27 protein-coding genes and 1 pseudogene are annotated in these 20,157 nt (G+C 38.4%); 12 read left to right on the top strand and 16 right to left on the bottom strand.

All coding sequences use genetic code 11. The annotated features are described in order from the left end of the window. Window positions 1-2: 2 nt before the first annotated feature. The 4 genes from ACQKNC_RS13065 to spoIIAA are packed head-to-tail and all read right to left on the bottom strand — an operon-like array spanning window position 3 to window position 3,049. Window positions 3-1,445: a spore germination protein gene (locus ACQKNC_RS13065; RefSeq protein WP_427425265.1), complete on the bottom strand. Its 1,443-nt coding sequence runs from the start codon at window positions 1,443-1,445 to the stop codon at window positions 3-5. A 15-nt stretch (window positions 1,446-1,460) separates the two neighbouring features. Then, a complete protein-coding gene (sigF, locus tag ACQKNC_RS13060; protein ID WP_427425436.1) occupies window positions 1,461-2,204 on the bottom strand; it encodes an RNA polymerase sporulation sigma factor SigF in 744 nt (247 codons plus the stop codon). A gap of 58 nt (window positions 2,205-2,262) precedes the next feature. Continuing rightward, window positions 2,263-2,703 (bottom strand): anti-sigma F factor, encoded by a 441-nt coding sequence (spoIIAB, locus tag ACQKNC_RS13055; RefSeq protein WP_427425264.1) that lies wholly within the window; start codon window positions 2,701-2,703, stop codon window positions 2,263-2,265. Next, a complete protein-coding gene (spoIIAA, locus tag ACQKNC_RS13050; protein WP_427425263.1) occupies window positions 2,696-3,049 on the bottom strand; it encodes an anti-sigma F factor antagonist in 354 nt (117 codons plus the stop codon). The genes spoIIAB and spoIIAA overlap by 8 nt, the downstream gene beginning before the upstream one ends. A gap of 232 nt (window positions 3,050-3,281) precedes the next feature. Here spoIIAA and ACQKNC_RS13045 point away from each other — a divergent pair, with 232 nt between their 5' ends. After that, window positions 3,282-3,533, top strand: coding sequence for a hypothetical protein (locus ACQKNC_RS13045; protein WP_427425262.1), 252 nt, complete (start codon window positions 3,282-3,284; stop codon window positions 3,531-3,533). 76 nt (window positions 3,534-3,609) lie between these two features. Here the strand turns inward: ACQKNC_RS13045 and ACQKNC_RS13040 are convergent, their stop codons facing one another. From ACQKNC_RS13040 to ACQKNC_RS13015, 6 genes and pseudogenes are all read right to left on the bottom strand, one after another. After that, window positions 3,610-4,860, bottom strand: a complete 1,251-nt coding sequence (locus ACQKNC_RS13040) for a thymidine phosphorylase (protein ID WP_427425261.1) — start codon at window positions 4,858-4,860, stop codon at window positions 3,610-3,612. Between the two features lie 14 nt (window positions 4,861-4,874). Continuing rightward, window positions 4,875-6,056 (bottom strand): phosphopentomutase, encoded by a 1,182-nt coding sequence (gene deoB / locus ACQKNC_RS13035; RefSeq protein ID WP_427425260.1) that lies wholly within the window; start codon window positions 6,054-6,056, stop codon window positions 4,875-4,877. An 89-nt stretch (window positions 6,057-6,145) separates the two neighbouring features. Beyond that, entirely contained in the window at window positions 6,146-7,048 is a 903-nt protein-coding gene (gene xerD / locus ACQKNC_RS13030; protein WP_427425259.1) for a site-specific tyrosine recombinase XerD, read from the bottom strand. 167 nt (window positions 7,049-7,215) lie between these two features. After that, window positions 7,216-7,680, bottom strand: a complete 465-nt coding sequence (locus tag ACQKNC_RS13025) for a Fur family transcriptional regulator (protein WP_427425258.1) — start codon at window positions 7,678-7,680, stop codon at window positions 7,216-7,218. Window positions 7,681-7,805: 125 nt separating this feature from the next. Continuing rightward, the gene (locus ACQKNC_RS13020) at window positions 7,806-8,318 is read right to left on the bottom strand and encodes a hypothetical protein (RefSeq protein ID WP_427425257.1); all 513 of its coding nucleotides are present in this window, start codon (window positions 8,316-8,318) and stop codon (window positions 7,806-7,808) included. A 73-nt stretch (window positions 8,319-8,391) separates the two neighbouring features. Further along, window positions 8,392-8,927 (bottom strand): annotated as a pseudogene (locus ACQKNC_RS13015) (NUDIX domain-containing protein). Between the two features lie 76 nt (window positions 8,928-9,003). Between ACQKNC_RS13015 and ACQKNC_RS13010 the strand changes: the two are divergent. Further along, window positions 9,004-9,903, top strand: a complete 900-nt coding sequence (locus ACQKNC_RS13010; protein ID WP_427425256.1) for an aldo/keto reductase — start codon at window positions 9,004-9,006, stop codon at window positions 9,901-9,903. Then, window positions 9,900-10,370 (top strand): VanZ family protein, encoded by a 471-nt coding sequence (locus ACQKNC_RS13005; RefSeq protein ID WP_427425255.1) that lies wholly within the window; start codon window positions 9,900-9,902, stop codon window positions 10,368-10,370. Before ACQKNC_RS13010 ends, ACQKNC_RS13005 begins: the two co-directional genes overlap by 4 nt. A 28-nt stretch (window positions 10,371-10,398) precedes the next feature. Here the strand turns inward: ACQKNC_RS13005 and ACQKNC_RS13000 are convergent, their stop codons facing one another. After that, window positions 10,399-10,899, bottom strand: a complete 501-nt coding sequence (locus ACQKNC_RS13000; protein ID WP_427425254.1) for a GNAT family N-acetyltransferase — start codon at window positions 10,897-10,899, stop codon at window positions 10,399-10,401. A 320-nt stretch (window positions 10,900-11,219) separates the two neighbouring features. On the opposite strand from ACQKNC_RS13000, the gene ACQKNC_RS12995 reads away from it, so the two are divergent. Beyond that, window positions 11,220-11,573 (top strand): hypothetical protein, encoded by a 354-nt coding sequence (locus ACQKNC_RS12995; protein WP_427425443.1) that lies wholly within the window; start codon window positions 11,220-11,222, stop codon window positions 11,571-11,573. Further along, window positions 11,548-11,715 carry a Fic family protein gene (locus ACQKNC_RS12990; RefSeq protein ID WP_427425253.1) on the top strand — a complete coding sequence of 56 codons (168 nt, stop codon included), beginning with the start codon at window positions 11,548-11,550 and terminating at the stop codon, window positions 11,713-11,715. The genes ACQKNC_RS12995 and ACQKNC_RS12990 overlap by 26 nt, the downstream gene beginning before the upstream one ends. 177 nt (window positions 11,716-11,892) lie before the next feature. Here ACQKNC_RS12990 and ACQKNC_RS12985 read toward each other — a convergent pair whose 3' ends face one another. Then, window positions 11,893-12,159: a YqkE family protein gene (locus ACQKNC_RS12985; protein WP_132363177.1), complete on the bottom strand. Its 267-nt coding sequence runs from the start codon at window positions 12,157-12,159 to the stop codon at window positions 11,893-11,895. Between the two features lie 22 nt (window positions 12,160-12,181). After that, complete coding sequence (locus ACQKNC_RS12980; protein WP_427425252.1) at window positions 12,182-13,366, bottom strand: acetyl-CoA C-acetyltransferase; 1,185 nt, start codon at window positions 13,364-13,366, stop codon at window positions 12,182-12,184. Window positions 13,367-13,622: 256 nt separating this feature from the next. On the opposite strand from ACQKNC_RS12980, the gene ACQKNC_RS12975 reads away from it, so the two are divergent. After that, on the top strand, window positions 13,623-14,594 hold the full coding sequence (locus ACQKNC_RS12975; protein WP_427425251.1) for an alpha/beta hydrolase: 972 nt from the start codon (window positions 13,623-13,625) through the stop codon (window positions 14,592-14,594). A gap of 259 nt (window positions 14,595-14,853) precedes the next feature. Here the strand turns inward: ACQKNC_RS12975 and ACQKNC_RS12970 are convergent, their stop codons facing one another. The 3 genes from ACQKNC_RS12970 to sirA all read right to left on the bottom strand — a co-directional run bounded on the left by ACQKNC_RS12970 (window position 14,854) and on the right by sirA (window position 16,217). Then, entirely contained in the window at window positions 14,854-15,357 is a 504-nt protein-coding gene (locus ACQKNC_RS12970; protein ID WP_427425250.1) for an S-ribosylhomocysteine lyase, read from the bottom strand. Between the two features lie 111 nt (window positions 15,358-15,468). Continuing rightward, window positions 15,469-15,687, bottom strand: coding sequence for a YneF family protein (locus tag ACQKNC_RS12965; protein ID WP_427425249.1), 219 nt, complete (start codon window positions 15,685-15,687; stop codon window positions 15,469-15,471). Between the two features lie 104 nt (window positions 15,688-15,791). Beyond that, window positions 15,792-16,217, bottom strand: coding sequence for a sporulation inhibitor of replication protein SirA (gene sirA / locus ACQKNC_RS12960; protein WP_053483154.1), 426 nt, complete (start codon window positions 16,215-16,217; stop codon window positions 15,792-15,794). 284 nt (window positions 16,218-16,501) lie between these two features. On the opposite strand from sirA, the gene ACQKNC_RS12955 reads away from it, so the two are divergent. From ACQKNC_RS12955 to ACQKNC_RS12930, 6 genes are all read left to right on the top strand, one after another. Continuing rightward, on the top strand, window positions 16,502-16,855 hold the full coding sequence (locus tag ACQKNC_RS12955; protein ID WP_049668605.1) for a hypothetical protein: 354 nt from the start codon (window positions 16,502-16,504) through the stop codon (window positions 16,853-16,855). Window positions 16,856-16,870: 15 nt separating this feature from the next. Beyond that, a complete protein-coding gene (locus tag ACQKNC_RS12950; protein WP_427425248.1) occupies window positions 16,871-17,509 on the top strand; it encodes a PspA/IM30 family protein in 639 nt (212 codons plus the stop codon). A gap of 111 nt (window positions 17,510-17,620) precedes the next feature. Then, window positions 17,621-18,304: a cell wall-active antibiotics response protein LiaF gene (gene liaF, locus ACQKNC_RS12945; RefSeq protein ID WP_427425247.1), complete on the top strand. Its 684-nt coding sequence runs from the start codon at window positions 17,621-17,623 to the stop codon at window positions 18,302-18,304. Then, entirely contained in the window at window positions 18,301-19,338 is a 1,038-nt protein-coding gene (locus ACQKNC_RS12940) for a sensor histidine kinase (RefSeq protein ID WP_427425246.1), read from the top strand. Before liaF ends, ACQKNC_RS12940 begins: the two co-directional genes overlap by 4 nt. Continuing rightward, on the top strand, window positions 19,313-19,945 hold the full coding sequence (locus tag ACQKNC_RS12935; RefSeq protein WP_427425245.1) for a response regulator: 633 nt from the start codon (window positions 19,313-19,315) through the stop codon (window positions 19,943-19,945). The genes ACQKNC_RS12940 and ACQKNC_RS12935 overlap by 26 nt, the downstream gene beginning before the upstream one ends. A gap of 14 nt (window positions 19,946-19,959) precedes the next feature. Next, a partial coding sequence (locus ACQKNC_RS12930) for a hypothetical protein (RefSeq protein WP_427425244.1) occupies window positions 19,960-20,157 on the top strand: 198 nt, incomplete at its 3' end.

Genomic DNA, 20,157 nt, shown 5'->3' with positions numbered 1-20,157 from the left:
TCTTATGATCTTTTTCGATGTTCGGAATCAACTACATAAGGTCTTAATGCATCTGCTGTCATTGGGAAACGGACAAGTACGCGAAGCATCGCATTTGGAAAGAACGGAATAAGTGGCCACAGATATGGCGCTTGCATCGGACGTAATGAACATAAATACGTAAATAATAAAAAGAACCCAATAAATAACCCATTAACTCCCCAAATTCCAGTCATTAATAACAACAATATTCTAAAGAGTTTAATGGAGATACCCAGTTCATAAGACGGAATTATAAAGGTCAGAATAGCTGAAATGGCTGTATATAACACTACTTCTGGCGAGAATACCCCAACATCAATAGCAATCTGACCTATAGTTATACCCGCAACCAACCCCATCGCAGTGGATAATGGTGATGGGGTATGAATGGCGGCCATCCTCAAAAATTCTATCCCTATATCTCCAATAAGTATTTGTAGTAATAGTGGGATATGTGACTTTTTCTTTGCCCCTAAAAAGGATAACTCATCCGGTAAATGTATCCCGTGCGTTGCACATAAATACCACATAGGTAATAATAATAAACCAGTAATTACTCCAAAATAGCGCATAAAACGGACGAAGGTTCCGATTGATGGTGCCTGCCTATACTCCTCAGCATGCTGCAGTAAATGAAAGGCCGTTGCTGGCACAATAATTACAGAAGGAGACGTATCGACAACAATGGCTACATGTCCCTCAAGTAAATGCGCTGCGGTAATATCTGGTCGTTCCGTATATCGTACAAAAGGAACTGGATGAAACTTCTGTTTAAATAGCCATTCCTCTAGTGATTTATCAGTCATAGTCAAACCATCATGATTAATTTGTTTAATACGCTGTCGCAATTTATCGAGCGTTTCATCACTCGCAATACCCTTTATAAACACTAGCGCAACATCGGTTTGCCCGATTTCGGATATTTTATGTAGCTCGAAACGTAAATTACTATTGCGAATTCGTCGACGAATCAAAGCAGCATTTTGTGAAATACCTTCAACAAAACCGTCCCTAGATCCTCGAATTACCTTTTCATTGTCAGGCTCCTCAGGGGTACGTCCTGGATAACTTCGTATCTCTGCAACATAGCCATAACCATTTTTAGTTATAAAGGCTACCTGTCCACTTAATACGGCTAATAATATGGCTTCACGTTTGGTTTGCTCTGAACGACCTTGGAAATTGAAATAGGCTTCAAAATACTCCTTTTCATCCTCAATATCAATGTCCTCATCAGGCAACATATTAGAGAGTAATTGTGTTAACACTATCCCATCCACAAGTCCGCTTATATATATGCAAAGAACCGGCAAATCTTTGACAAATACATGCGTAATACTAATGTCAAACGATTCGCCGTCACCAAATTGCTCTTTAAGAAAATTTTCGGCTTCTTCTAAGCTGTTAAATAGTTTATCTGTCATGCTGTCACCATTTTCTTAGATGTCTTTTTTTACTGCTTCCTCTTCAACTGTGGCACTTGTGGCCATCCAATTTTTTAATTGAGCAAGAATTTTTTTCTCTAATCGTGATACCTGAACTTGTGATATGCCTAACCTGTTAGCAATTTCAGTCTGGGTACAATCTGAGAAATATCGTAAATAAATAATTGATTGCTCTCTAGGCTCAAGCCTTGTAAGCACCTCTTTAAGTGGTATATAGTCAAATGGCTGCTCAGATTTTTCGTCCTTCATCTGATCCATTAATGTAATAGAATCCCCTTCACTCTCATACAATTGTTCATGCAAGGAAGCAGGATCTCTCAATGCATCTGAGGCAGTTACAATTTCCTCAGCTGTAACACCAAGAACCTGTGCTAATTCATGAATGGTTGGTGGATGCTCATTATTTTTAATGAATTCATCAGTTGCATGACGAATTTTAAAATTAAGCTCGCGAATAGATCGGCTAACTTTCACCATACCATCATCTCTTAGAAAGCGCTGGATTTCTCCGATGATCATTGGTACAGCATATGTCGAAAATTTAACATCATACGTTAGATCAAATTTATCCACAGACTTCATGAGCCCTATGCAGCCAATTTGAAATAAATCCTCGAGCTCCACGCCCCTACTTGTAAAGCGTTGGACGATAGACCACACAAGTCTCGTATTCCCTTCAATCATTCGTTTACGAGCCTCATGATCGCCCTGCTGTGCACGTGCAATTAAATCTCGCATTTCTCCCTGTGACAATAGCTTATCGGACGACTGTTCTAGCGGCTTCAAAATTGCAGCCTCACATTACCGGTGTGCGAACCGAGTAAAATTTCTTCGTAAACGTAACAGTTGTACCTTCTTGCCACTTGGACATTACTGTCAACTGATCTGAAAAACTATCCATAATAGTAAAGCCCATACCTGAACGTTCCATAGCACTTTTCGTCGTAAATAACGGCTCCATAGCTCGACTTACATCCTCAATGCCAATACCTTTATCCATAACAGACACGGTTACAATATCATCCTCACGTTTTGCATGAACTGTAACAACGCCCTTACCATTCTCTTCATAACCGTGAATAATAGCATTGGAAACAGCCTCTGAGACAACCGTTTTAAATTCGGATAGCTCATCAATTGTTGGATCTAATTGTGCGATAAAACCTGTAACAGCCACACGCGCTAAGGCTTCATTTTCACTAAGTGCTAAAAAAGTTAATGTCATTTCGTTATCCATTTACAATCCCCCTAACTCGATCAATCGCTTCTTCTTCTGTTGCATCCATCATCCACGGCCCTAAACCTGAAAATTGAAATACTTTGCGCATTGTCGGCGATGGATTTAATAAAATTGTTCGTCCAGCGACTGCCTCTAACTCACGCATTCGACCAAGCACTAAACCTACACCTGAACTATCCATAAAAGATAGCCCCCCTAAGTTCCAAATGATGGTCGTTACAGTGCCCTGAAAAATTGCTGTAGAAATTTTAGCTCGAATTTGCTCTACTGCATGATGATCGAGCTCCCCAAACAAACGTATAACTACTGTCTCTCTTGTTACCATTTCTAATTGAAAATGCATGAACATCGCCTCCTCCTCGTGCAATTCCACATTTAATGTGGTGATTCCTTGCGGCTGACAGAACTAGTGCAAAGTCTTCCGAAATAGTGGCAAATCGACATACTTATAGATTTTTAGGTTAAATGCAGTATGGGATAAATCAACAATTTTTAAACGTGGGAGGTGATTTAAACTTATTTTTTAGGTATCTCAGCAAGATACAAGAACCTTTTTACGAAGTCTATCCGTCTATTTGGTGATTCAATCCGTCGTTTCGACTTTTCTTTCCGTAGCTTTTGCTTTTCTTTCCGTCGCTCTGACTCTTCTTTCCGTCGCTTCGGCTTTTCTTTCAGTCGCTCTGGCTTCTTTCCGTCGCTTCGGCTTTTCTTTCCGTCGCTTCGGCTCTTCTTTCCGTCGCTCTGGCTTCTTTCCGTCGCTCTGGTGCTTCTTTCCTTCGCTTCGGCTCTTCTTTCCGTCGCTCTGGCGCTTCTTTCCGTCGCTCTGACTCTCGACTTTTCTATCCATAGAACAGAAAAAAGCGAGGACCCTCTTTGTTAAAGAGAGTTCTCGCTCAAATTTATTTATGCAATTGTATAAGCCTTTTGCACTTTTTCGATTGTTTCTTCATCAATTTCACGGTTTGAATATAGATAAGCAATCGTCTCGGCAGCACGAACGTGGTCGCCTTTTTTGGCAATCAATTGAATACCAGCATCATAATCAAGCTCTGATTCTTTTGTTAATCGACCTGCACCAAGACCAACGCTAGCTTCCCCAATTAATAGTGCATTAATCGTTCCTACAATGCCTTCAATAGGTGCTTTGACAGCTACTTTATTTGCAGTGTCTTTTTGCAAGATATCTGCTAAATCGCCACCCTGTGCTACGATAAATTCCTCAAATTTTGCAGCAGCTGAACCATCCTCTAACACTCGTTTAACAGCTGCTGTTGCTTCAGCCTCATTCACTCCCGCCGCAACTTGGTACATAAGCGAAGAAATAATAACACATTCCTCAAGTAGATCCTCATGCGTTTCGTCCATACGTCCATTTAATAAAGCAAATGCTTCTACTACTTCAAGCTTATTTCCAATCATTTTGCCTAACGGATTATCCATATCACTAATATGCGCGACTACTTTACGCCCTAGTTTTTCACCGATTGCAGTCATCGTATCAGCTAATACCTGTGCTTCTTCTTCCGTTTTCATAAATGCGCCTGAGCCACATTTAACGTCGAGCACAATGCCGTCCGCACCACTTGCTATTTTCTTACTCATGATAGACGCGGCAATAAGTGGAGTGGAGTCGACAGTACCTGTCACATCTCGCAATGCGTACAATTTTTTGTCAGCTGGTACAAGATTGCCTGTTTGACCAGCGACTGCAATTTTATGTTCATTGACATTGTCGATAAATTCTTGTGATGACAGCTCTGTTTTAAAGCCACGAATCGATTCTAATTTATCGATTGTACCACCTGTAATACCCAGACCTTTACCACTAAATTTAGCAACTGGAATATCTAGTGCAGCAATTATTGGAGTAACAATTAGTGTGACTTTATCACCTACACCACCTGTTGAGTGTTTATCGATTTTAAAACCTTCAATTGTTGATAAATCAATAACATCTCCAGATTCTATCATCGCTTTTGTTAAATAAAATGTTTCGTCATATGTCATGCCCAATAAACGAATTGCCATTAGTAAGGAGCTTGCTTGATAATCAGGAATTGCACCAGTAGTGTAACCCTCTACAAAATACTCAATTTCAGCCTGTGATAGCTCTTTGCCATGCTTTTTCTTTTCAAACAGCTGCGCCATATTCATATCGATAATCCCCCTTATTTCAGCTCATTTAAGAAACTTTTACCGAAAGCTGGTGCTTCTACTTTGAAGTTTTCAGCAACTGTTGCTGCAATATCTGCAAAAGTTTCACGAAGTGCTAGCTCGCTACCACCATTAAAACGTGGTGAATAGATAATTAACGGTACATATTCACGTGTATGGTCTGTCCCAGGGAATGTTGGATCATTCCCGTGGTCTGCCGTAATGATTAGTAAATCATCTTCTGTCATTGCCTCAGTAATTTCTGGTAAACGTGCATCAAATTCTTGTAGTGCGTTACCATAACCTAGAGGGTCACGACGATGTCCAAAATTCGCATCAAAGTCCACTAAGTTTAAGAAACTTATACCATGGAAATCACGACGTACTACCTCTGCAAACTTATCCATACCATCCTTATTATTTTTCGTGCGTACTGCATCCGTAACGCCTTCACCGTTGAAAATATCAGAAATTTTTCCGATTGCGATAACATCTAAACCTGCATCCTTTAAGACATTCATCGTTGTACGACCAAATGGCTTTAACGCATAGTCATGACGATTTGATGTACGTGTGAAGTTTCCTGGTGTACCGATAAATGGACGAGCAATAACACGGCCAACTAAATATTCTGGTTGTAATGTTAGCTCACGAGCAATTTCACAAATTCTATATAATTCCTCTATTGGAATAATTTCTTCATGTGCAGCAATCTGCAAAACAGGGTCAGCAGATGTATAGACAATAATCGCTCCTGTCTCCATATGCTCCTTGCCAAAGTCCTCGATCACTTGTGTTCCACTTGCAGGTTTATTGCAAAGGACTTTGCGGCCTGTACGTTTTTCAAGCTCTTCAATAAGCTCAGCAGGGAATCCCTCTGGATACACCTTAAACGGTTTATCAATATTTAACCCCATTATTTCCCAATGCCCTGTCATAGTGTCTTTACCAACAGATGCTTCTTGCATTTTTCCGTAGTATGCTTTTGGTTTGTCAGTAGCTTGCATACCTTGTAAAGGTTCGATGTTTGCTAAGCCGAAAGACTCCATATGTGGCATTGTAAGCCCATTCATTTTTTCAGCGATATGTCCTAGAGTATGTGAACCCACATCTCCAAAATTCGCTGCGTCTGGAGCTTCACCAATTCCAACTGAGTCCAATACTACTACATGGATTTTTTCAAATGGTTTATTCATAATTTTGCCTCCTAATCTCTTGTCTCTATTTTACCAAAAAACAGCGAAAAATAAAGGTCAGACCTCCGACTAACAAATAATTTTCTCTTTTAAGCGCGTGGATGAAACTGCTTATAAACCTCTGATAGTCTAGATTTACTAATATGAGTATAAATTTGTGTTGTAGAAATATCGGCATGTCCAAGCATCTCTTGTACTGCTCGTAAATCCGCACCATTTTCCACTAAATGTGTTGCAAAGGAATGACGTAATGTATGTGGCGTTAATTCATGTTTGATGCCTGCTTTTAAAGCGTGCTCCTTCATTAATTTCCAACAACCTTGTCTTGTTAAACGTTTTCCTCTTTGATTTATAAAAAAAGCTTCTGTTTTTGGATATTTTCCTTGTAATTGACTCCTTGCACCATCTAAATAAGTACTTAATGCAGAAAGGGAGCTTTTCCCAAGCGGAATGATACGCTCCTTGCCTCCCTTACCAAAAACTCGGACAAAGCCCATCGTTAAGTGAATATCAGCTAAATCCAACGCAATCAGCTCACTAATGCGCATCCCTGAACCATATAATAGCTCTAGCATTGCTACATCCCTTACACCCTGTGGTTTGCTGCGATTTGGTGCCGCTAATAAAGCTTCAATTTCTTCAATAGAGAGGATATTTGGTAGCTTTTGCTCAATGATCGGCATTTCTAAATGGACTGTCGGATCCGTTTCAGCTCGCTTTTCTCGGAGTAAAAATTGATGAAAACTACGAATGGAGGAAATATGGCGGGCAACAGTACGACTTGTCTTTCCTTGCATACGCAACTGCTCTAAATGACGCAAAATGGTCGTTCTTTCCACTTTACGAAAATCAGACATTCCCTCCACTTCCCGCAAAAAATTCACGTAATTTTCTAAGTCTCGGCGATAAGATGCTAATGTATTCTCAGATAATTGTCGTTCTACTTGGATAAAATGGATATAATCCTCTATTGCATATTGAAATTCATTCATCACAGCGCCCCCTTACTGTCAATTATTCTCTATTTTATCACGGCTATTGGAATTGTGCTAAAACGCCCCCCTATTCGTTTAGCTATTACACTAAAATACTAATTTTGTATAAAACAAAAAACTGCCCGATTCAATCTATACATAAGATTAAAACAGACAGCTTCTTGTTATTTTTCTTCATTCAATTCGTCGTTTTTATCATGACAACGCCAGCAAATGCCGTGGAAAGTTAGTCGGTGATCCTTTATGATAAAGTTCCAACGATTTTCAACAACGGCTTCCACATCTTCAAGTAAATCCTCCTGAATTTCATCAACCGCACCACATTCGATACAAACAAGATGATGGTGGAAATGCGCAGCTCCCTCTTGGCGTAAATCATAGCGCGAAACGCCATCGCCAAAGTTGATTTTGTCGACAATTTTGAGCTCAGTTAGTAACTCTAATGTTCTATAGACAGTAGCAAGACCAATTTCAGGTGCCTTTTCTTTTACTAAAAGGTAAACATCTTCTGCACTTAGGTGGTCTTCCTCGTGCTCCAGCAGTACAGCAACTGTTGCTTCTCGCTGCGGCGTCAGCTTATAACTAGCACTATGCAACTGTTTTTTTATACGATCAATTCGGCTCTCCATGTGACGCCCCCCTAAACTCATTCCATTATACCAAAGGAGTAAATCCTATTACAAGATAGTGAATAGATTTCGAATATGCTTCTGTATGATTTTACCTGATGTTTAATTTTCGTGAGTTGTTTCTATCATTTTAATACATAAGAAATAACAATAAACTCAGCCACTATTATGATGAAAAATGCGATAAAATTCAACAAAATTGTCCGACCATCTATCATTTTCCCGATTTTTCTCTTTGACCAAGCTGGTACAAGTAAATTGCATAGGTTTAGCAACAATATACAATAGATGAGCTGAAATGGAAACCACCAAATCGTATAAACCCAGAAAGCTTCAAGCTTTTGTAATAAAAAAACCGAGCTAAAGCCAAAAAAGGTAGCACGCATCGCTACTGTTACACGTACTAAAACCTTCAAGACACTATGTGTTGCCAGCAATAGTACAAGAGCTATTGAAACAGCAACAGGTAACACTAAACGAAATAGAGAATGCCTGTCCCCATTTGTTAAACGAGGCTCTATAAATGAAATAAAAGGCTCTGCATTCGGCCCACCAATAATATGAAATAAGATAACGCCACAAACGAAACTCACAGCAATGATGGAAGCGTGATAAAATAAAGACACCGTACGAGACATAAACATGCTCCTTTTCTATCAAGGTTTGTACAGCTTATGCTCGTCCGCTTCTATTATGCTAAAGATTATTATCTTATTGTACCGCAAGCCAAAGTACTGCAAACGCGGTCTTGGCGTCAAATATACGCTCATCTGCAACCATTTGTTGAGCTTCTTCCAACGAAACTTCTAATAATTCGACAAATTCATCTTCATCTAAATCTGCTTTGTTTTCAATTTTATATAAATTCTTTGCCACAAATAGATGGATGATCTCATCTGCGAAGCCTGGTGATGTTGCAAATGCTTGTAAATAAGTTAAGCTTTGTGCACCGTAACCTGTTTCTTCCTCTAATTCGCGGCGCGCCGTCACAATCGGCTCCTCACCAGGTTCAAGTTTACCAGCTGGAATTTCAATTATTGAACGTTCTAGAGCTTTACGATATTGCTCTACTAATACTAACTTGCCCTCATCTGTAATAGCAATAACTGCAACTGCACCAGGATGCTTTATAATTTCTCTTTTTGCAACATTGCCATTCGGTAAAGTGACATCATCAACCTGTAGTTTCACAATTTTCCCGTCCAAATGGGTGTAGTCTTTGTCGTTTTTTCTTCAAACTTTTTCATTGACTATAACCTCGCTTGTTCTTCAGATATGTTCATTGTACCATTACATGTAGAGAAATCGAAGGAGGGCATTGGCATGAAAAAAAGACAGCTTGGCTCAAGTGAATTGTTAATTTCAGAAATTAGTTTAGGGGGCATGTCTCTTTCGACAGATAAGAAAAAGGCTGCTGAAATCGTGGATATGGCACTAGATGCTGGCATTAATTACATCGATACAGCCGATTTATATGATTTTGGATCAAATGAAGAAATTATTGGGGCTATTTTAGGGAAGCGTCGTAAGGATGTTGTAGTTGCTACGAAAGTTGGTAATCGATGGACAGAAGGTATAGAAGGTTGGCATTGGGATGCATCCCCATCTTATATAAAGGATGCTCTACACGCTAGCTTGAAACGACTAGGTACTGATTATATCGATGTTTATCAGTTGCATGGTGGTACTATTGAGGACGATTGGGATGGCATTATCGACACATTTGAAGATTTAAAAAAGGATGGATTGATTCGAGAATATGGCATTTCTTCTATTAGACCAAATGTCCTAAAGCGTTTTTTACCAGCGAGTTCTGCAAAAAGTGTCATGATGCAATATAGTGCTTTAGACCGTCGCCCAGAGGAATGGTTCGACTTTATCGCACGTGAAGGAGCTTCTGTTGTAACACGTGGTACTGTTGCAAAGGGGTTACTAACATATAGCTGGAAAGAACGTTTACAGCGTGTCAATGGCTTTAACACATACTCAGCTGACGAATTAACAGCAGTATTAACAGGTTTATCTTCACATTATGACGATTTACATGCACTAGCAATCGCCTTTAATCTGAAAGAACCTACTATAGCCTCAACAGTGATTGGTGCAAGCTCTCAGGAACAGCTTGCGCAAACACTGGCTGCCTATGAAAAAATTGATTCGATAACAGATTTTAAAGCAACAAAAGAGCTAACAAAAGCCGAACAATATATGGATCACCGATGAAAAAATGGCTTATCTTAATAGCATTTTTAGTAATACTTGCGATTTCCTCCAGTATGACCTATGAACAACAGTCTATTATTCCTGAATTGGAGCAAGTATTAGCAAATAAACCGTTTGAAAAGCAATTATCCGTTTTAAAAATTCCTTATTGGGACACAGTTGTTTCTGTTGAAGAACGTGGTTACTTTAAGTTTGTAGAATTTTTAATTCGGAAATTAACGCATTTTGTTGGATTCGGATGTATCGGACTTGGTATTTACTTTGCATGGGGAAAACGTCGGTTCGCCGCAGGTGTCGCTATTGCTGGGACAGCTCTTATAGCAACGCTTGATGAGTTTCGTCAAAGCTTTACACCAGGACGCACGATGAGCGGACAGGATGTTATTTTGGATACAGCTGGGGCGATTCTTTTTGTTGGGATTGTCGTGTTGGTGAGGAAAATTCTCAAAAGACAGAAGGCGCTTTAAAAAGGGCCCTTTGTCTTTTTTTATAATCTTATAGGAATCTCCAAAAATATAGTTCTTCAGATTCTGAATATAACGTTGCCCCTGCTTTTTGTAATACTTTATGTGAGGCAATATTATTTTTATCAGTATCAGCAATCACATACTTTACATTAGATTGACGTAGTAACCAATCTTTCATCATCCTAACAGTTTCAGTCATGTATCCCTTTCCCTGATATTGCGGAAATGTATAGTATCCGATTACGACTTCACCCTGTTCATTCGGTAGACCTTTTAGCATAATGCCACCAACGATACAGTTTTTTTCTTTTGCTACGATTAGCCAATTTGTATGCCAAATATAATTTTCTTCATCTTCTAATACTTTCGATAGTCTAAACTTCAAAGCATGTCTTAGTTCTTCATCAAGAAAAACTGCTTTATTTAATGACAACTCTATTTCCAATGTCTTTTCTTCATTAATTAGTAATTCTAAATACTTTGCATTTAATGGGATTAATTTTAATCTTTTAGTGCTTAATTCAATCATTTTTTCTCTCCTATCATAGATTGTAACTATACTATCAAAGAGATATATGTATTGGCAGCGTCTCCTGTTTTTTATTTTTTAATAAATAAAGCTCATAACCAAAAAATAGGATCGATTTCCGTTCCGATTGAGCGCTTTCCTGGGGCGCCCAATCTCCACTACAATCAACTTATATTTAACATATGTAGTCATTCTCACCATTCAGTGATTAATCCTAATTTTATCAATAAATCAATAATATAGAAATAATAATTTGTCATTAAAATAAAACCTCTAGACTATTAAAATTTATTGAACTTCATATTGTTTTGAAAGATACTATGCAAAAGTGTTTGATTCTCGAAGTTGTCACAACAGCTTATAATAAGAAGTACAATAAAAAACTTAATGATGACTTCCTTTTAAAAACAAATCTTCTGGACATTACTGATTACAAAAGTCTTGAATTAGCAGAAACATTTGTTTTTTCTCTAAGAGCTACACAAATTGAACAAGGAACATATAGAATCAAGTCGTTCCATCTTCATGACTTCCAAAGTTTGCATGCTCATTTATTTCAAGATATTTATACGTTCGCTAGACATTTTAGAGATGTTCAATTAATGAAAGGTTCTACTAGGTTTTGTCAATTTCAATTTATTAATTCCTATGCAGATGGATTGTTTTATCAATAAAATAATGAACCTACCTGGACTACAATTAATCAAGCAGCAAATAGATTGGCAATCCGAATTGAATATGTTACACCCTTTTCGAGAGGGTAACGGGCGTACTATTCGTATTTTTGTGCAAGCATCTGCACAATCTAGGTGTTAATTGGAACTTTACAAATATGAATAAAGAAACTTATTTAAACGCGATGATTCAATCTGTTACTAATACAGAACTATTAGAAAGGTTATTTTTTCATACAACCGAATTTATCTAATCAAAATCTGATAACACATAAAAAACAGTGAACCCGCATTTGGATTCACTGTTTCTCTTTAGAATTTAGAATTTTGAGCCTTTATCGCCATATTCGTTTAGTAGTTCTTCAAACGATTTGTTTTTCTCACGTTGCTTGCGCTCAAAGGCTAGCTTTGCTTGGCGCTCTTCTTCTGCGGCCTGCTCTTTCGCTGTTAAATCTTGCTTTGCCGCTTTTAATTTAGCAAGCACGTCACCGCCTAGCTGATCGGCTAATGTCACTGCCTCCTGCTTTGGTAGACTAGCTGTCACGCTGCTATCTACGCGTTGCTGTTGTTTTCTTTTCTTTCCCATTGCTTTCACCTTCTTATTCACTTCAAGGGCGCTTGATAACTGTTGCCACGCCTTGCCCACCACCGATACATAGTGTTGCGAGACCTGTTTTTGCATCACGCTTTTCCATCTCATGTAAAAGCGTTACTAAAATACGCGCTCCACTTGCACCAATTGGGTGGCCAAGGGCAATTGCTCCCCCGTTCACATTTAGTTTATCATGATTAAAGCCTAGTTCGCGATCTACAGCAATAGATTGTGCTGCAAAAGCTTCATTTGCTTCAATTAAATCTATATTTTCTAACGTTACATCAGCCTTTGCTAATGCTTTCTTTACTGCCGTTACAGGGCCAGTTCCCATAATAGCTGGGTCAACACCCGCGCTTGCATTCGCTGTAATTAATGCCATTGGTCGAATGCCTAACTCGTCCGCTTTTTCTTTCGACATAACAACGACAGCTGCTGCACCATCGTTAATGCCTGATGCGTTTGCTGCTGTTACAGAACCATCCTTTTTAAAGGCAGGACGTAGTTTTGATAGAGACTCAGCTGTAACGCCTTGACGCGGGAATTCATCTTTATCAAAAATAATAGGATCGCCCTTGCGCTGAGGAATTTCCACCGCTACGATTTCATCGTTAAAATTCCCTGCTGCAATTGCCGCTTCTGCACGCTGTTGTGAACGTGCTGCGAAGGCATCTTGTTCTTCTCGAGAAATCTCATAGGCATCACATAAATTTTCAGCTGTAACGCCCATATGATAGTCATTGAAGGCACACCATAATCCGTCATGAATCATCGTATCAACTACTTTTTGATCTCCCATGCGGAAGCCTTCTCGTGCATTTTTCAAAACATAGGGTGCTTGGCTCATATTTTCAAAGCCACCTGCAACGATAATATCCGCATCACCCGCTAAAATTGCTTGTGTCGCTAAGTGAACTGCTTTTAGACCTGAACCACAAACTTTATTAATCGTTAATGCAGATACTTCATGTGGTAAACCTGCTGCAATTGCTGCTTGACGAGCTGGATTTTGACCAAGTCCAGCCGATAAGACATTCCCCATAATGACTTCGTCGACTTGTTCGCCTGCTACACCAGCACGTGCTAATGCATCTTTAATAACAATACTCCCTAATTTTGTCGCTGGTACGTCCTTTAATGTTCCTTGGAATGAACCAATAGCTGTACGTACAGCACTTACGATTACTACCTCTTTCGTCATAAACATTCTCCCCTTTTCCCTGTTCAAAAATGACCACTACATGCATATGCTACTAGCAGATATGTATATTTTAACAAATATTTTGACGATTTTCGATAATAGAAATAATCGCAGTTTTGCCAAAGATAATGTAAAATGTTGACGTGTTTTAAACAATCTCAGTTGGGAACATTACAAATAAGAAAAGTGCGTACATACGAATGATGTCGCTTGTATGCCTAGACAACAAAAGAAACAGGACGTGGAGGTGTTAATAATGAAAAAGAAAATGCTTTTATTTTCAGGTATAACGACGACGATTGCCGCAGCAGCAACAGGTCTGTTTGGCTTCGCGCTCTCCAATAAATTAATGTACATTAAGCAAAAGGATCCTGAATTTGTTCGTGAACGTGAAACCACTGCTAAACGTTTTGACGAAGCTTGGTACAATAAAAATTTAAAATGTGAATTAAATATTGACTCTCCAAACAGCTATACCATTCGTGGTATTATGTTTCAGCCATTGGAAACGAATAATACCATCATTATTTGTCATGGCGTAACGGAAAATAAAATCAACTCCGTAAAATATGCTCAACTTTTTGAACGACTTGGCTACAACTCTGTTATTTTTGACCATCGTAGGCATGGGGAGACAGGTGGGAAAACAACTAGCTACGGCTATTATGAAAAAAATGACCTTGACGCAGTTGTCAAAACCGTAAAGGCAATGATTGGTGAAGATGCCATTCTTGGTATTCATGGGGAGTCAATGGGTGCCGCAACAATGCTACTATATGCAGGAACTATAGAGGATGGTGCTGATTTCTATATTTCTGATTGTGCGTTTTCTGATTTTTCAATGCTGCTTAGACAAATTGCGAAGACAGAATTTAAATACGGGTCGATTATTCCAATTCGTTTTGCAGATTTCTTTGTCCGCTTGCGAGACGGTTATTCTTTTAAAAGCGTGACACCTTCCGAAGCTGTGACAAACATTGAAAATCCAGTACTTTTTATCCATAGTATTCCTGACACATTTATTCCAGCTTCCATGACATTGGATTTATACAATAAAAAAACTGGACCTAAGAAGCTGAAACTATTTGATAACGGTGCTCATGCTCAATCCTTTAATGAAAATATGGCTGAATATGAGGATTTAATCCATGACTTTTTAGAAAATTTCATTTATCAAAAAATTAATCGTGATTCTTCTTCGTCTAATGTCATTCCATTTCATTTTTAGTACAAATGAAAAACCCTAATGTGTCAATAAGTGTCATATTTAAATAAAATATAGTTCTTCTGCAAACGAGGGGTTGATTTCCGTATGAAATAAAGGTGTCATAATGGCTCTTCCTCAAAATGATCTGTGGAAAAGCAAAGTGGCAGTGACTCTCATTGACACTATAAAAAACCTTGCAATACTGAACTGCACTCCATTGTTAGAAAGTGTCTAACAATTGGAGTGCAGTTCATTCATTCACGCAAGGTTTTTATATTTTTTATTCAGCAAAAACAATATGCCATTCATCACGTTTTGCTAAAAATTCTTTAGCTAACGCTTGTGCACCTTCTAGACTATGGCTAGCTGCCCAGCCGCATTGCACTTCATTGCACGCAGGGACTGCAGTGGCCTTTGTTACATCCGTAAATGTTTTTTCCAAAATATTTAATAAGTCCTCATAATCATTGTGATTTATTAGCGACACATAAAAGCCTGTTTGGCACCCCATTGGACTGAAATCAACAATATAATCAGAGTAATTGCGGATAATGTCTGCCGATAAATGCTCTAAGGAATGTAATGCTGGCATTTCCATATGCTCTTTATTTGGCTGTTTAAAACGAATATCATATTTGTATACTTCATCGCCATTTTTTCCTGTTTTAACACCTGCTAAACGTACATAGGGCGCTTTTACTTTCGTATGATCTAAATCAAAGCTTTCAACATTTGTTTTTTCTTTCTGCAATGCACACAACCCCTTTATATAGAATATTTCCATTATAACGAGTTTTCCTATAGAATTGTATGTTTTTTATGAATTATCGGAATTATCAATACAATAAAAAACAACTAACCCTGGCTTGGACTAGTTGCTCTTTAAAAATTCCTCTTATTTTTGGAATTTATTCATTTGTGACATCATTTGACGTACCTGCTTTTCAGACGGCGTACGACCCATCTGCGCCATCATCATACGAATCATTTGCTCATTAATCGGTGGGTTTTCTTTTAAATATTTCATCATAGCTTGACGAGCTAAAAAGAAACCAAGTGCTGCGCCCGCTGCTAATGCGATAACTACAATAATAATCCAGCCCCATGTAGGCATACAACCAACCTCCTCCACTACAATATATACCGAGAAAAAAACTCTCCACGCTCCATTATACACCAAATAGAAGCGTGTTACTATATATATTATAGTGAATTTTCTTAATGCATTGTATACTTCATGGGTTTCAACCATCCACATTCATTATCTTGTTTATTAAATGCAATAAAGCGCTCGCTCATCTTCGCAAGCATTTGGAACAAATCCAAATCGAGCATACGTGATCCCTCACAATAGACACAAATTTTGCGTTCCACTAAATAAATAGCCATCTTTCCTTTTATAGGATGTTCTAAAAATAACGCATTGCGAGCTCTCTCTAAATGTGCATACTTGGAATCTAGTTGCGCCTCTAGCATCGTAGCAATTTCATCGAAGCGAACGGTTTCACATATATACGCAAGCTCTTTTAAGGATTTCTCGTTAGCGTCTTCACAGCCTTGCATCATTTCTAATAACTTACGCTCTCTGCCAAAAATAAACGTTAAATGCTCTTCTTTTATTTTATATATGGAATAGGTTCTCACTAGAAATCCTCCTTCGCTCATTTCTTTTTCATAAGTATAGCTCATACAAACTCTTTTATTTGTCAAACGAAGGAGGCATTCATCTTCTATTTTTGTCGAAAACTTTCTACTTTCGGTTCTATCAAATGCTTTATGGCTAATTAAGTTTTTACAAATTATAACTTCTCCTTTAGTACTTAGAATATTCTCAGCCTCAAGACCTAGAGTAAAATCAATTTCCAGTCCGTTTTAGCAAGGCTCGCTAATAGGTAATATAAAGGTATCAACGAAAGGAGCTAAAACATATGAGAAAATTTTTTCTACTAATAGGAGGCTTTATCGCAGGTTGTGTTGCACTTGCTTTAACTGGACCGATTGCAGGTCTACTATTTTCAGGATTGTTTGTAGCACTCGGTATGCACTTCTACACTTCAAGTAAATCGGCATTCGGCAAAGTCTTATGGTTTACAGTGGGTCTGATTGGTGTTCTATCAGCAATTTCTAATATCCCTGCAATGGTTGGTTTAGCAGCAATCGCTGTCATCTATGTTATCTATAAAAAATGGAATGGCGAAGATGTAAAAATCCCAACGATTGAAGCTAAAGAAGAAGATCCATTTACAAACTTTGAAAAAGAATGGTCTAACTTAACAAAATAAAAGGAGCGAATTAATATGAACTTATTTCAACGTTTTAAATATACAGTAGAGGCAGATTTACATCAGTTGTTTGATAAGAAGGAACAAAAAAATCCAATTGCGATGTTAAACCAATACATTCGTGAAGCAGAAAAACAAACAGAACAAACTGGAAAATTATTAGAGCGTCAAGGTCAGCTAAAAGAGAAACTAGAGCAAGAATTTAAACAAAATGCTGAATTATTAGCTAAACGTGAGGCTCAACTAAAATTAGCTACTACTAGTGGTGAGCAAGATTTAATTGATTTTGCCTCTGATGAAGTTGCTGCTTACACAGCACGTAACAATACACTACAAGCTAGTATTGAAGCAAGTACACGTGAATACTTCGAGCTTGAACGCAAATTTGAAACAATGAAACACAAAATTAAAGATATGAAAGTGCGTCAATTACAGCTTATGGGCAAAGAAAACGTAACTCGCGCTCACCATCAAATGGACGGAATGATTGCTAAAAACAACAAAACCAACTTTGAAGATTTAGAATCATACATCGATAAACTTGCTTACCAAATCGACAAAGATCATGAAGTAACATCTTTCGAGACTCGTCTTGCACAGCTAGAAAAAAATGCTACTGAAGAAAACGCACCTCTGCTAATTGAAAACAAATAACATGTTATAATGAAGGAAATGCGCCATATTTAGAGGCGCATTCTTTCACGTTTTGAAATAGAGGGACACATTCCCTCTCTTATACTCTAAGTAGAAAGAAGGGTGACCCTCTTGCAAAATTTCACAACTAATAAGCTCACTTTTTGGGTACTATGCTTCTTTTTACTCGTTTTTGTGGAGCTCACAATTTTTAATAACGGTGGCGCCTTTTGTCTATTGATTGGGGTAGGACTTTTTTATTTAAGTTTCTCGAAAAAAAATCGTTTCTTTAAATGGACAGGAATTTTCTTTATCTCGATTGCACTATTCACAATGTGGAGTTTACGCTTATTTATCGTCATCATTCTCTTATATATGCTCTATCAATACTTGCAAAGAGAAAACGAACCGAAAGTTGTTGGTTTGGAGCTTTTCGAAAAGCTTCCTGCTGTGAAAAACGAATTATTTGGTACAATGCCTGCACCATTAGAAGCCTACAAATGGCAAGATGTTCAAATTCAACGACTTGCTGGCGATATTACGATTGATACAACACAAACAATTTTACCAGCTGGTACAAGTCTCATTACGATTCGACAAGGCATTGGTAAGGTACAAATTTATATCCCATATGAAATTCCATTCCGCTTACAATATACGACCTTGTTTGGTGAATTAAAATGCCTACATGTTGGGCCACAACGTATACTTAATGAAAGTGTAAGTTTCTCAGATGGAAACCCTGAGGATGCAAAGCGTACACTAGTTATACATGTTGCAACATGGCTTGGAGACTTGGAGGTGCTACGTAAATGATTGCCTTTATCTCAAGAATATTTACTCTATTTTTTATTTTAATGAGCGCTGCATTTGGTTTCCTTGTCGCTGTTTGGGGCGAGCCAAACGAAAAAACATGGGAGCCATTATGGCAGCAGAATTACAATAATTTCCCACTTAGTGGTTTCATTGTCGTCACACTTTTTGGGCTTAGTTTACTGATTGCAAGCTGGATCAGTATGACCGCCCGTGCAAGAGAGGCTCAGGCAACCCGTATCGTGAAACAGTTAGTTGAACCTGATTTTGTATTACCTAAAAAACAGCCTTTACCAAAACCATTGAAAAAAGCTTTAGTTCAAACAAGTGAGTTAATAGATACTCAACGAAAAAGCTTACAGCGCTTATCCAATGAGCGTGCAGAAGCTAACGATAAAATTATTCAAGAGCGAATTATCGCTGAACGTCAACGCCTTGCTCGTGAGCTCCATGATTCTGTATCACAGCAATTATTCGCAGCTTCGATGTTGCTTTCCGCATTAACCGAAACCGATGAAAATGCTACAAGCTTAAAGCAGGTCGAAAAAATTGTACAACAGGCACAGCTTGAAATGCGCGCATTATTATTACATTTACGTCCAGTAGCACTGCATAATAAAACACTGGCACAAGGGCTCGAAGAACTTATTATTGAGCTGCAACAAAAAGTATTTTTTCATATTGAATATGAGCTTGAAGAAATGTCATTATCTAAAGCGGAGGAAGATCATTTATTCCGTATTGCACAAGAAGCTTTATCGAATACGCTACGCCATGCAAAAGCTAGCGAAGTTGAATTACTGCTTGTTGCCCGCGATGACTTAGCCATTTTACGTATTCAGGACAATGGCCTCGGCTTTGATGTCGAAGCCGATAAATCTACTTCTTATGGACTTCAAAACATTGCTGAACGCGCTGTAGAAATTGGCTGTACGTACAAAATTGTATCAGTGCCTGGAGAAGGTACAATTGTAGAGGTTAAAATTCCCCTACATAAGGAGGTTGAAGTGAATGATTCAAGTGTTAATAGTGGATGACCACGAAATGGTGCGGATTGGTGTTTCCGCCTATCTATCAGCACAATCAGATATCACTGTTGTAGGTGAAGCTGAAAATGGCAAAGAGGCAGTGGAACGTGCTCTTGTCCTACGTCCAGACATTATTTTAATGGACAATGTGATGCCAGTCATGACAGGTGCTGAGGCGACAGCTGAAATTTTAGCTGCTTGGCCAGAAGCAAAAATTATGATGGTAACAAGTTTTTTAGATGATGACAAAGTCTACCCTGCATTAGAGGCTGGAGCAGTCAGCTATATTTTAAAAACGTCAAATGCGAAGCAAATCGCCGAAGCCATTCGTAAAACAATGGGTGGCGAAACCGTTTTAGAGCCAGAAGTAACATCAAAAATGATGCATCGCATGCGCCACGGCAATAATACCCCACTGTATGAGCAACTTACCGAACGTGAAATGGAAGTATTATTGCTAATGGCTAAGGGAAAAGCAAATCAGGAAATCGCCGACGATTTATACATTGCCTTAAAAACAGTAAAAACACATGTCAGCAATATTCTATCGAAGCTCGATGTTCAAGATCGGACACAAGCAGTTGTCTACGCTTTTCAAAACGGGCTAGCGAAGTAAGTTTTGATTTATCAATGATTTTTCTGGGTTTATCAGCGATTTTCGTCCATTTATCAGCGATTCCACCCGGATTATCAGCGATTTCCAACCTTTTATCAGCGATTCTACCTGGGTTATCAGCGATTTCCAACCTTTTATCAGCGATTCTACCTGGGTTATCAGCGATTTCCAACCTTTTATCAGCGATTCTACCTGGGTTATCAGCGATTTCC

The organism is Lysinibacillus sp. NPDC094177 (assembly GCF_050279145.1).
In the GTDB taxonomy this organism is placed as follows: Bacteria; Bacillota; Bacilli; order Bacillales_A; family Planococcaceae; genus Lysinibacillus.
This window is presented reverse-complemented; position numbering and strand designations above follow the sequence as displayed.

Excerpts from the sequence above, each read along its gene's own strand:
- ACQKNC_RS13065 (WP_427425265.1), bottom strand. The coding sequence starts at position 1,445 with ATGACAGATAAACTATTTAACAGCTTAGAAGAAGCCGAAAATTTTCTT.
- sigF (WP_427425436.1), bottom strand. The coding sequence starts at position 2,204 with ATGCGAGATTTAATTGCACGTGCACAGCAGGGCGATCATGAGGCTCGT.
- spoIIAB (WP_427425264.1), bottom strand. The coding sequence starts at position 2,703 with ATGGATAACGAAATGACATTAACTTTTTTAGCACTTAGTGAAAATGAA.
- spoIIAA (WP_427425263.1), bottom strand. The coding sequence starts at position 3,049 with ATGCATTTTCAATTAGAAATGGTAACAAGAGAGACAGTAGTTATACGT.
- ACQKNC_RS13040 (WP_427425261.1), bottom strand. The coding sequence starts at position 4,860 with ATGAATATGGCGCAGCTGTTTGAAAAGAAAAAGCATGGCAAAGAGCTA.
- deoB (WP_427425260.1), bottom strand. The coding sequence starts at position 6,056 with ATGAATAAACCATTTGAAAAAATCCATGTAGTAGTATTGGACTCAGTT.
- xerD (WP_427425259.1), bottom strand. The coding sequence starts at position 7,048 with ATGAATGAATTTCAATATGCAATAGAGGATTATATCCATTTTATCCAA.
- ACQKNC_RS13025 (WP_427425258.1), bottom strand. The coding sequence starts at position 7,680 with ATGGAGAGCCGAATTGATCGTATAAAAAAACAGTTGCATAGTGCTAGT.
- ACQKNC_RS13020 (WP_427425257.1), bottom strand. The coding sequence starts at position 8,318 with ATGTCTCGTACGGTGTCTTTATTTTATCACGCTTCCATCATTGCTGTG.
- ACQKNC_RS13010 (WP_427425256.1), top strand. The coding sequence starts at position 9,004 with ATGAAAAAAAGACAGCTTGGCTCAAGTGAATTGTTAATTTCAGAAATT.
- ACQKNC_RS13005 (WP_427425255.1), top strand. The coding sequence starts at position 9,900 with ATGAAAAAATGGCTTATCTTAATAGCATTTTTAGTAATACTTGCGATT.
- ACQKNC_RS13000 (WP_427425254.1), bottom strand. The coding sequence starts at position 10,899 with ATGATTGAATTAAGCACTAAAAGATTAAAATTAATCCCATTAAATGCA.
- ACQKNC_RS12995 (WP_427425443.1), top strand. The coding sequence starts at position 11,220 with ATGCAAAAGTGTTTGATTCTCGAAGTTGTCACAACAGCTTATAATAAG.
- ACQKNC_RS12990 (WP_427425253.1), top strand. The coding sequence starts at position 11,548 with ATGCAGATGGATTGTTTTATCAATAAAATAATGAACCTACCTGGACTA.
- ACQKNC_RS12985 (WP_132363177.1), bottom strand. The coding sequence starts at position 12,159 with ATGGGAAAGAAAAGAAAACAACAGCAACGCGTAGATAGCAGCGTGACA.
- ACQKNC_RS12980 (WP_427425252.1), bottom strand. The coding sequence starts at position 13,366 with ATGACGAAAGAGGTAGTAATCGTAAGTGCTGTACGTACAGCTATTGGT.
- ACQKNC_RS12975 (WP_427425251.1), top strand. The coding sequence starts at position 13,623 with ATGAAAAAGAAAATGCTTTTATTTTCAGGTATAACGACGACGATTGCC.
- ACQKNC_RS12970 (WP_427425250.1), bottom strand. The coding sequence starts at position 15,357 with ATGGAAATATTCTATATAAAGGGGTTGTGTGCATTGCAGAAAGAAAAA.
- ACQKNC_RS12965 (WP_427425249.1), bottom strand. The coding sequence starts at position 15,687 with ATGCCTACATGGGGCTGGATTATTATTGTAGTTATCGCATTAGCAGCG.
- ACQKNC_RS12955 (WP_049668605.1), top strand. The coding sequence starts at position 16,502 with ATGAGAAAATTTTTTCTACTAATAGGAGGCTTTATCGCAGGTTGTGTT.
- ACQKNC_RS12950 (WP_427425248.1), top strand. The coding sequence starts at position 16,871 with ATGAACTTATTTCAACGTTTTAAATATACAGTAGAGGCAGATTTACAT.
- ACQKNC_RS12940 (WP_427425246.1), top strand. The coding sequence starts at position 18,301 with ATGATTGCCTTTATCTCAAGAATATTTACTCTATTTTTTATTTTAATG.
- ACQKNC_RS12935 (WP_427425245.1), top strand. The coding sequence starts at position 19,313 with ATGATTCAAGTGTTAATAGTGGATGACCACGAAATGGTGCGGATTGGT.